This window comes from Candidatus Methylomirabilota bacterium, assembly GCA_035709005.1.
Lineage (GTDB): Bacteria > Methylomirabilota > Methylomirabilia > Rokubacteriales > CSP1-6 > 40CM-4-69-5.
Window position 1 is genome coordinate 1 of the sequence record DASTFB010000048.1, and the last position, 10533, is coordinate 10533.

At 67.9% G+C, this 10533-nt stretch carries 11 protein-coding genes; 1 reads left to right on the forward strand and 10 read right to left on the reverse strand.

What is annotated here, in order from left to right; translation table 11 throughout:
* Together VFR64_07585 and VFR64_07590 are read right to left on the reverse strand one after the other, a co-directional pair.
* Positions 1-1909: hypothetical protein (locus VFR64_07585; GenBank protein ID HET9489599.1), on the reverse strand; the 1909-nt coding region annotated here is incomplete at its 3' end.
* 16 nt (positions 1910-1925) lie between these two features.
* Complete coding sequence (locus VFR64_07590) at positions 1926-2969, reverse strand: hypothetical protein (GenBank protein ID HET9489600.1); 1044 nt, start codon at positions 2967-2969, stop codon at positions 1926-1928.
* Between the two features lie 23 nt (positions 2970-2992).
* Between VFR64_07590 and VFR64_07595 the strand changes: the two genes are divergently transcribed.
* Positions 2993-3730, forward strand: coding sequence for a sigma 54-interacting transcriptional regulator (locus VFR64_07595; GenBank protein ID HET9489601.1), 738 nt, complete (start codon positions 2993-2995; stop codon positions 3728-3730).
* A gap of 199 nt (positions 3731-3929) precedes the next feature.
* Here the strand turns inward: VFR64_07595 and VFR64_07600 are convergent, their stop codons facing one another.
* The 8 genes from VFR64_07600 to VFR64_07635 form a co-directional block, all read right to left on the reverse strand.
* A complete protein-coding gene (locus VFR64_07600) occupies positions 3930-4235 on the reverse strand; it encodes a hypothetical protein (protein HET9489602.1) in 306 nt (101 codons plus the stop codon).
* A 76-nt stretch (positions 4236-4311) separates the two neighbouring features.
* Positions 4312-4650, reverse strand: a complete 339-nt coding sequence (locus tag VFR64_07605; protein HET9489603.1) for a hypothetical protein — start codon at positions 4648-4650, stop codon at positions 4312-4314.
* A 523-nt stretch (positions 4651-5173) separates the two neighbouring features.
* A complete protein-coding gene (locus tag VFR64_07610; GenBank protein HET9489604.1) occupies positions 5174-5878 on the reverse strand; it encodes an ABC transporter ATP-binding protein in 705 nt (234 codons plus the stop codon).
* Position 5879: 1 nt separating this feature from the next.
* Entirely contained in the window at positions 5880-6644 is a 765-nt protein-coding gene (locus VFR64_07615; GenBank protein HET9489605.1) for an ABC transporter ATP-binding protein, read from the reverse strand.
* Positions 6645-6657: 13 nt separating this feature from the next.
* Complete coding sequence (locus VFR64_07620) at positions 6658-7821, reverse strand: ABC transporter substrate-binding protein (protein HET9489606.1); 1164 nt, start codon at positions 7819-7821, stop codon at positions 6658-6660.
* 37 nt (positions 7822-7858) lie between these two features.
* The gene (locus tag VFR64_07625) at positions 7859-8731 is read right to left on the reverse strand and encodes a branched-chain amino acid ABC transporter permease (GenBank protein HET9489607.1); all 873 of its coding nucleotides are present in this window, start codon (positions 8729-8731) and stop codon (positions 7859-7861) included.
* A gap of 4 nt (positions 8732-8735) precedes the next feature.
* On the reverse strand, positions 8736-9605 hold the full coding sequence (locus tag VFR64_07630) for a branched-chain amino acid ABC transporter permease (protein HET9489608.1): 870 nt from the start codon (positions 9603-9605) through the stop codon (positions 8736-8738).
* Positions 9606-10317: 712 nt separating this feature from the next.
* Positions 10318-10533, reverse strand: a 216-nt coding sequence (locus VFR64_07635; GenBank protein HET9489609.1) for a hypothetical protein, incomplete at its 5' end; no start/stop codon positions are given.

Sequence of the window (10533 nt, forward strand, 5' to 3'; positions counted from 1 at the left end):
GCCAGTGGGCGAAGGCAAAATACGGCTCGAAGAGCTCGACCACCGTGCCGCTTCTGACGCGGGCGAGGATCCGGCGACGGTCATCGACGTAGGTGGTGAGCGTGTCACCGCTGAACGCGCGCACCTTCTTGCCTTCCCAGATCTTCTCCCCGTCGTACGTCACCGTCACCTGTCGCCTGCCGGACCCATAGGAGCCAGACGTCCGCTCCGAGAGAACCCAGCTCGAGCCGACCGAAGGCCAGTTGAGTGCACCCGGCGCCACGGAGGGACGCGAGGGGGGTCGGGCGGTGAGCGAGGCGGTCGGGCCCGGGGGGGTCAGGCGACCGCTCTCCAGGGCACGCTTGCGAAGGGTCGCGTGCTCATCCTCCGTGATGACGCCGCGTGCCCTCAGATCGTCGAGACGCTCGAGCTGACTCTCCACGCTGGGCGTGGCGCTTGCGGCCGTCGCGATAGGCGTGTTCGGGGCCCCCGTCGGTTGCGATACCGCCGAAGCCGGCGCCGGGCCTGCCGGCGTGTCGTTCGCCGGTTTACGCGGTGACTCGTCGACAGGGCCACGGGCAGAGCCTACATCGTCGGGCGGCGACGGTGAGAGCCCTGTCGAGGCGGACGTCGCCAGGATGATCTTGGTGGACTGGCCGCCGGCGGCGCCCACGAGCTTCACCTCGCGAACGCCACGCCCCCGGAGCGGCGTAAGGAATGCCGACGCCTGTTCCTCGTCATCGAACTGGAGGCCCTCGAACGTATACTCGGCGCGTCCGCTGCTGCCCTTGTCCATCTCGGCCTTGAACGCCACACCGTCGATCGTGCCGCGGAACTGCACCTCCGACCGCCATGGCGAGGCGGCCGCATCCTTCATCATCGTCCGGAGTCGCGGGAGGTCCTTCGCGGTGAGCGTGAGACCCTGGAACTTCGCCTCGAACCGTTGTGAGCCCTCGACAAGTCCCGCGGGGCCGAAGAGCGCGGCCTCGGCCTGCGCCAATGTCGCGGGCTCCACGGTCACCTTGTGGGCCTCATTCTGACTCGCGGCGTGTTGCGCCACCGCCTCGCCGTGAAAGCGCGCCAGGAGTGGCGCGACGCAGTTCTCGGCGGCTTTGGCCATCGTCGTCTTCAGCAGAGCGCCCCCATCGGCCCTCAGGTCGTCCAGTGTCGGCGTCCCGAACCGGCGGTCGCCCGCGAAGAAGCAGCCGACCTCGGCGTTCCACAGGACCTTCTCCTGGTCGAGGCGAATGAGCCGGGCTCGCACCCGGTACAGGGTGACGAAGGTCTTCGGGTCCGCGACGTGGTAGTGGAGGCCCCAGCCGGTGGTCTTGAGGTCGAGCACCGTCTTGGAGGAGCCGAACGCCTGCTTTAGGCTCTTGAGATCGTCGCTGTCCATGGCGGCCGCTACGGACCGGATGTCACGGATCCCCGCTCCTCCGGCCAGCCGCGACGCGAGGCGCTCCTTCAGGCCTCCGACTGGGTCCTCAAGGCCGACTTCGTTCGCCAGCTCGGTGCCAGCCGCCCGCTCCTCGGCCTCTTGAGCCGAGTTCTGAGCAGCGGCGGTCGCCATCGCAAACGGCAGGAGGATCAGCGGGGCCACGACCACTTGACCGCCCTTCGGCGCGGTCTTTCGCACGAAAAAGGAAGGCGCCGGGTAGTGAACGGCCACAACCTCCTGGTCCCTGAGCCGGGCGAGGTCCGCCTCCTCCACGCCCTTGATAGCAGAAGCGCAACCGTTCACGGCGAAGATGATCGCTAGGATCATGCTGACGCTGCGGCAAGCACGATGCACTCGACGCCTTGTCGATTCCATGAAGTCCCTCCCAGGGGACGCTTCCTTGCCTCTGGCAGCTATCATGATGTTCGGCCTCCGATTTGCCTGTGAAAAAAACTCACGCAAGCTGGAGCAAGATCGTGGCGGCACACCCACCCGAGGAGCCTCACCACTACTGCGCAAGACATGCGCGATACTCCGGCAGCCGGTCACGCCAGTCGGCAAATCCGTTCAGGTACTGACGCTGGCAAGCGATCTGCTTCGCGGCGTCGGCGGTGCTCTTGGCGGGGCTCCACGATGGGGCGGGCTGGTGCGGGGCGGCGGAGCTCACGACCGCCGGCGTAGAACGTTCCGGCACCACGGCCACAACCGGGGGCTCCGATCGAACGAAGAACACCTCAATGATCTCTCTCGCCATCTCGTCTGACGCCGTGCTGAGGGCTTCCTTGAAGTGCTGACCATCGTCGGCGCCCCATTCTTCATACAGCCGTCTCTCGCTCCGGTGTGTGGCAACGTGGCGGTAGAGCTCGCGGAGGTCTGCGGCCCGCACGAGACGGGCGTGCGTGCTCGCGACGAGCGTGACCGGGGGATTTGCCCCTGGGCCCTCGCGTGTCAGGCGGATAGTCTTGAGCACCACTTCGACAATCGTGTCGGCTGTTGTGTTACCCGCATAGACGAGCTTTGGATCCCCAGCCTGCACAGCCGGTTCAATCGGCACAAACGCCAGGCTTGTCTGCTGCGGCCCGGCCTGAAGAACGCTCTCCCGTAGCGCCTCTTGGAGATTCCGCTCTCCCACGGCGCTTTTCAGGACCGCTCCGACCTCCTTGGAGGGAGCCTCGGCGTTCGCCGCTCCATACAGGGCGCCGGTGAGCGCGCCGATGGTGCCTCCGGCGGCGGCTAAGCCCAGGCCAAAGGCCACGAACGGGCCGCAGATGAGAACGCCAATCTCTCGCGCGGCGCCGCAGCCCGCCATGCCCTTGAGGATGGTCGCGCCGGGCAGACCACCGGCAACCAAGCCGGCCCCCGCGCCTGTCGCTGCGGCCACCCCCTTGCCGCTCGTCGGCGTCTTGAGGTCTACGGCTGGCACATCGGACGGCGAGGCCACGCCGATCACGCCCACCTGCCCTCGAACTTCTTCCAACGACGGACCGCCGATCCGTTTGAGGGCGCATCCCCATTGGCCGAGGGCAACCATCCCCACCAGAGCGATCACCATCGGCTGGCGAATACATTCAATGCATGCCAAGGATCAGGCTCAACGGAGCCGACCGTGAGTTCAGCGACTGGGGGTCGAGGACCGGCGCCTGCTGGAGCCTGGCCTCCTGTACATCTGCTATCACCGCTACGTGGCGCCGATCGACGCCCTCATCGAGCGCCAGGCGACGCACGGCGGCCCTTCGCTCACCGTGCCGTTCGCCGACGAGGCCATCGCCCAGTTGTCACGCGGCGGCCTGTCCGAAGAGCGGGCCGTCCGTATGTTCGGATCGTTCTTCCAACTGCGGCGCGCCTTTTACTTCATCCACGGCTCGCTTGCCGGCGAGTGCGAATCCATGCGCAGGCTCCGCGAAGCGCTGTGGAACAACGTCTTTACGCACGACATGCGCGGCTACGAGGCAGCGCTCTGGAACCGAGTCGGAGCTTTTCGGCCACCGTACAGGCGCCTTCACCGGGGCCATGGACCACCACCAGGGCGTGTTCGAGCGCTGCAGCGAGCACGGCGCGCTGTTTCTGGACGAAATTGGCGAGGTATCGATCCCGGCCCAGATCAAGCTGTTGCAGGTGCTTCAGGAGCGTACGTTCACCCCGCTGGGCGGCCACGAGAACAAGCGCTCGTGCGGCTGCTCGTCGGGCGCATCGCCGGGTCCCAGGATTCCGCGATCGTCGCCACGGTCCTCGAGGCGCTCGAGCGCAGCCTGCCTCGTGGCTACCCCTGGCCGGGCAACGCGCTGGTCGAAAAGCTGCGCTCCGGTGAGCTAACGGCACCGGAGCTTCTGGCCCAATATTGCGCCATGCTCTACCGACGCTTGGGGACGTACGCCGAGGTGGCCAAGCGCACTGGGCTTGACCCGCGCACCGCGCGCAAATACGTCGATGGTGGGAAATGAATCGTCGACGAAGTCCACACGCTCCTTGGCCCGTCGCGCGTCACACCCCCTCCTCCTCGACTGCACAGGCGTCAGGCGGTGCCCGGCGGTCGGATGGTGAGTTGGGTCCCTTCTTCCGTGTGCTCGCAGTCGATCATCATGCCATCGAGGCGCTGCGCGACATCGCGCGCGATCGCGAGAACCACCTCACCATCGTGTTCGACCATCTGGTCGCCCGCCTGTGCGGACGCCGGTGTGAGCCCCACCTTCCCCGCCGGCGTCGCCGCCAGCCGGAGACCGACGCCGCCCGCTTGGATGGTCTCGACGTGCTTCTGCTTCAGGAGCTGTCGAGCCTCGGATGTCACCGAAATCATCTGAACCTCCTTCTCAGGGGTCACAGAGCCCGACGGCACGGCGCCGCACGCCGGTGGCGCCGAGCGTCTTCGTCATCCCATGACTGCCAACCCTCGGGGATCAGGCTTTCAGCACGAACCGTGGCCCCTCCTCGGTCTCCTCGATGTCGATCGTCCACCCCGCCAGGGCGTCGACGATCTCCCGATCGAGCACGAGCACTGGGTGACCATCGTGCTCCACGACCTGGTCATCCTCCCGCTCGGTGTCAGGGAAGACGCCAAGCTGCCCCGGGCCCGTCGGTCCGAACTGGAACCCCTGGTCGGGCGCTTCGGCAATCTCGTCCAGGGCGAGCCAGAGCTGTTCGCGGGGCCCAAGCCGGAGCCGCTGGTCGGGGGCCTCGGCGATCTCGTCCAGGGCGAACGACAGCAGTTCGCGTGCACGCGCGGTGACGTTCACCATGGCCATCCTCCTTTCCGTGGGCGACCTCGTGATCCTGCTCCCGCCCGGATCCCCGGCTGTACCGGCACGCCTGACTCCCCTCAGGACCGGGTGCCCCCGACGCGCTAAGTCCGGCGTTCGAGGTCAGGCCAGTGGGGGTTCGAGAGCGGACGAAGCGGTTCGTCGGGCTGCCGGCCGCAGCCCTATGAGTGACGTCGCGCGGCGCTCCAGAAGACGCCGCGCCCGGGGAGGCGGAAGTGGAAAATCATCGATCCGATGGCGGAGCCGCACTCAGTCTGCGACGCCATCCGGACCCGGTCAAGCCCCATCTCGAGCCGGTGGTGAAGGCGGCGGGCGTCCTCTGCGGGGTCGCTCGCCTCCGTCCGCCAGTCGCCAGAGAAGTTCGACGCGCTGCATGCGGCGGAAGATCGGGGGAACGATTTGCGCTCCGAGGCAACTGGCTCTCCCGTCGGTGCAAAGCGGAGCCGCCGCGGACCACACGCGCCGACATGCAGCGCTGAATCGCTCATCACTTGACGGGCGCTCAGGCGCCGCCGAGGTAAGCCTGGATGACGGCCTGGCTGGCCAGCAGCTCGGAGGCCGGAGCTGCCCGGACGATGCGACCGGTCTCGAGCAGGTAGGCGCGGTCCGCAATCCGGAGCGCCTGCCGGGCGTTCTGCTCCACGAGCAGCACCGTCAGGCCGTCACGTCGAAGCTCAGCCAGGATGCCGAAGATTTCGCGGACGAGGAGGGGCGCCAGCCCGAGCGATGGTTCGTCAATCATCACGAGCCGGGGCTGCGCCACGAGCGCTCGGGCGATAACGAGCTGCTGCTGCTCGCCTCCCGAGAGTGTGCCCGCCCGCTGGTGCAGGCGGGCGCGGAGGACCGGGAAGCGATCGAGGACGCGCTCGAGGATATCCTGCGCGCCGTGGTCGCCGGCGCCATGCTGGCCGAGAAGAAGGTTCTCGTGGACGGTCATGCGGCCCAGAAGACCCCGGCCCTCGGGAACCAGCCGCAGTCCCAGGCGGGCGACGCGATGAGAAGGAAACCCGGTGATGTGACGGCCCCGGAGGACGACCCGTCCGGCCGACGGCGCCACAACGCCGGCGATGGCGCGCAGCAGCGTGGACTTGCCCGCGCCGTTCGGGCCGATGAGGGCGACGATCTCGCCCTCCTCGATATCGAGCGAGACCTCGTGGACGGCGACGACCTTGCCGTAGCCGGCGGTCAAGCCCTCGACGTGGAGCACCTCAGGGCTCCTCGCCCAGGTAGGCCTCGATCACGCGTGGGTCCCGGCGCACCGCGCCGGGAGGACCGTCGGCGATCTTCTCGCCGAAGTTCATCACGGTGACCCTGTCCGAAACCTCCATCACGAGCGGCATGTCGTGCTCGACGAGGAGGACAGTCCCGCCGGCGCCGGCAATCCCACGGATGACTCGGTGGAGGCTCGCCTTCTCGGCAGGTGTCATCCCGGCTGCGGGCTCGTCGAGGAGGAGCAGGGCGGGGTCGCCGACGAGGGCCCGCGCTATCTCGACACGGCGCTGGTCGGCCAGGGGCAGGGCCGTCGCCGGCATGCCGGCGCGCGCGTCCATCCCCACCCGGGCGAGCAACTCCATGGCATGGCGCCGAGCGGTGCGCTCGGACGCCGGCATCACGAACGGGGGATACGCCCAGGCTGCCCGCAAGGCGTCCCCGAGACGCCACGGCGTCCCCACGACGACGTTGTCGAGTACCGTCATGCCGCCGAACAAGCGGATGTTCTGGAACGTGCGCCCGAGGCCGAGCCGCGTGCGGCGGTGTGGTCGCAGGTCGTTCAGGCGCGTGCCGCGAAGCAGCACCGCGCCGGCCTCGGGCCGGATGATGCCGGTGACGCAGTTGAGGAGTGTGGTCTTGCCGGAGCCGTTCGGTCCGATCAGGGCATGCACGGTGCCCTTCTCCACCGTCAGATCAACGCCCTTCAGGGCGCTCAGCCCGCCGAACGACTTCGACAGCCCCCGGACCTCTAGCAGCGGCACCGGCGTTCCGGGCTCAGTACTCGACCTTCTGGAACTTCCCGTCCTTCACCACCAGAACCGTGGGCTTGCCGGAGCCGTCGCCGTGCTCGTCGAAACTGATGGGACCCACGACGCCGTCGTAATTGTCGAGCTTGGCGAGCCCCTCCCGGATCCGGGCGCGGTCGGACTCGAGGTCGCCGGGACGGTTCGTCACGCTGCTGCGCTCGATGACCATCTTCAGGATGTAGACGTTGTCGTAGGAGCGCAGGCCCCCGTAATTGGACTTCTTGCCCGCCCGGGCGACGAACTTCTTCATGAGCGACTGCATGCGCGGCGCCGGGTCGTCGGGCCAGCCGGCCGAGCCGATGATGCTCCCCTCGCCGTCCTTGCCCACGATCTCGGCGAACTCCGGCGAGCCCGTGCAGGCTCCGGCCAGGAAGGGCTGGGTCAGCCCGAGCTTGCGGGCCTGGCGCACGATGTTGGCCGCCTGCTGGTAGCAGGCGCCGAGCGCGATGCCGTCGGGGGCCGCCGCCTTGATCTTGGTGAGCTGGGCGCTGAAGTCGATGTCCTTTGTCTGGTAGGTCAGCGTCTCCTTCACGGAGATCCCGTGCTTCTTGAACAGTGCGGGCAGGACCTTCGAGCCCTCGGCGGCGGAGACGGCGTCCGCCGAGTCGTAGAGGATGGCGGCGGTCTTGATCTTGTACCGCTCCTTCCAGATCCGCGTGGCGGGGTCGAGCTGCTTGTCGCTCGTCAGCGTGTTTCGGAACGCCCACTCCGAGAGCTTGCCGAGTCCCGGCTTGGCCGAGCACTGCGAGAGGATGATGGTCTTGAGCCGGACCAGCTGCGGCGCCAGCGCCTCGAACTCGGAAGAGAAGCAGGGGCCGAGCACAGCCAGGACCTTGTCTTCCAGGATCAGCCGGCGCGCCAGGGTGATCGCCTGCCCGACCTCGGTGGCCGTGTCGGTGATCACGATCTCCACGGGGATACCCCCGATCCCGCCGGCGGCGTTGATCTCCTCGACGGCGATCTCCGTAGCGACCTTGCTATGCTCCCCCCACTCGGCACCCTTGCCCGTCATGGAGTAAATCGCACCCAGCTTGACCGCCTTGCCCTCCAGCTTCGCATCGGCCGGGACGGCGGCGAGCAGGGTGGCGAGCGCAGCGGTGGCGACCATGATGAGAGGTAGTCGTCGTGTCATAGTTCGATCTCCTTTCCACTGGCGAAACGGGGCTCGTTCAGCCGGCCGGCCCGCGCGCCGGCTGGGGAAGCAGGTATCGCAGCGCCCGGCCGAGGGCGTCGATCAGCCGCCGGTCGACCAGGCCTTGTGGGCGCACGATCATGACGAGGATCATAGCGCCGCCGAGGAAGGCGAGCCGCCACTCCTGCAGGAACCTCAAATACTCGGGTAGCACGGTGAGGACGGTGGCGCCGACCAGGGGTCCCCAGTACGTTTGCATGCCGCCCACGACGAGAAACGTGAAGGGCATCACCGAGCGGTGAAAGCCGAACTCCTCCGGGTCAATGAAGAGCACGTAGTGGGCCCACAGGGCGCCGGCCAGACCCGCGACTGCTGCGCCCACCACGAACGCGACGAGCTTGGCCCGCGTGACATCGATGCCGATCACCTCGGCGGCGAGTTCATCGGTACCGATGGCGGCGAAGGCCCGGCCGAGCGGCGAGCCAGCGGTGCGCCCGGCGAGTACCGAGACCGCGACGACGATCGCCGCCACCAGCGGGAGGTCCGTCACGAAGGCCATCCCACGGTAGCCCTGAGCGGCGCCCGTGGGCTCGAAGTTAAGGAAGAACACGCGGACGATCTCGCCGAAGCCGAGGGTCATCAGCACCAGGTAGATGCCTCGCACGCGCAGGGCCGGGAGCCCCACGAGGCCCCCGATCACGGCGGCGCTCAGCGCTGCCGCGGCGAACGTGGCGGGCCACGGCCAGCCGAGGGCGACCCCGAGCCACGACGAGGCGTAGGCGCCGATGGCCATGAAGCCTCCTTGCCCCAGCGACAGCTGCCCGGCCGAGAAGGGGAAGTACAGCGACAGGGCCAGCACGATGTTGATGCCGAGCTGGATGAGGATGTCCTCGACGTGCGGGCTCAGCATGTCGTCAGTCCCGCCGCTGCACCGTGGCGCCCAGCAGCCCCTCGGGCCGGAGCAGGAGGATCAGCATGAGGACGCCGAACGCGAACGCGTCACGGTAGGAGGAGGCGAGGTACGCGGCTCCGAGGACCTCCAGAACGCCGAGCACCAGGCCCCCCATCATGGCGCCGGCCACGTTGCCGAGACCGCCCAGCAGCATCACCACGAGCCCCTTGATGCCCATCTGCACGCCGATGAAGGGATGCACGGAGTTGTAGGCGAGGCCGACCAGGACGCCGGCGGCCCCGGCGAGGGCAGAGCCGACGAAGAATGTGATCAACACCACAGCCTCGACGTTCACGCCGAGCAGTCCGGCGACGATCGGATCCTCGGCCGTGGCCCGGATCGCTCGACCGGGCCCCGTGCGCGAGAGGAAGAGATGGAGCGCGACCATGAGCACGACGGCAGCGGCGAGGATGAAGACCTGGACCGAGGACAGACGCAGCGGGCCGATCTCCCAGATGGCGTCAGCCAGTGTCCGGGGGTATCCGCGCTGCTCGGCGCCGAAGTACCAGCGCGTGGTCTCCTGAAGCACGATGCCCGCCCCGATGGTCGTCGCCAGCGGGGCGAGGTGATGCGCGCCCCGGAGCGGTCGGAACGCCACGCGCTCCACGAGCAGGCCGAGCAGGCCGGTCGCCACCATCGCGGCCGCGATTGCGAGAATGATGCTCGGCGCGTGCAGCGCCACGACGAGGCCGACGAAGGCGCCCACCATGAACACCTCCCCATGGGCGAGGTGAAGCATGCCGAGCACCCCGAAGATCAGGGTGTACCCGATCGCGATGAGCGCGTAGACCGCGCCCAGCATGATGCCGTTGACGAGCTGTTCGACCAGCATTGGGGTTCTCGGCCACACCACGCAGCCGCAGCCGGCGGCGGGAGCGACCGCAGAGCGGCAGCGATGCCGCCCGTGTGACGCGCAATGCTAGCATCGTTTGATGCCAGCACAAGATCGGGGAGCATCCGAGCGCGGGATGATTACGGCCGCCGGAGGACCAACCCACCCAGAGGACCAACCCACCCAACTGTCGTTGCCCGAGAGCCTAACCCCAACAAGCCAAGGAGGTCACCCAGTGAGCGCTCAACAACACACAGCCCACGAGACCAGAAACCCTGCCCGCAAGCACCAGACCGCCAAGACACCTAAGACAAAGCCTGATCGAGCTTAACGGCTGCGCAACCGCGTGGAGCGCCTTGAGGCCGTGCTCGCCAAACTGCGAGCGAGGATCACCCTCACGAGGCACGGTTGGCCAAGGCTAAGGGCAAGTTGGAGAAAGCAGTCAGCGCCTCAGCTACCGGCAATGGCTAGAAGAGGGCTCGTCCAAAGCGGGCCGCCAGTGGCTAGACGAACGCAGGCGTGACCGGCGCCGAAGGCGCAGGCCACCTTGCACTCCCCCGTCTGACGACCTGCCTTCTCCGTGTCCGATCCCCGAGGCGGGTAGGTGCGCATTGGGAAGGGTCGCTCTCCTCATCGTCCTCGGCCTTGGCATGCCGGTCGCCAGAGCCCTCAGCCTGACCATCTCCCACCCCTCGCTGCCCCGGCAGGCGGATCACGTGATCGAATGAACCGGCGTACATTCTGCTGGGTGGCTGTTGGTGCACTCGTCGGATCTGTCACTGCCGACGCGCAGCAAGCCGGCGAAGTGCACCGGATCGGCCTGATCTCGATCGGAGGACCCCGTACCCCGGCTTTCGATGCTCTGTTCCGGCCGATGATCGAGCAGCTTCGGGCGGACGGGTGGGTCGAAGGCCGGAACATCGCTCTC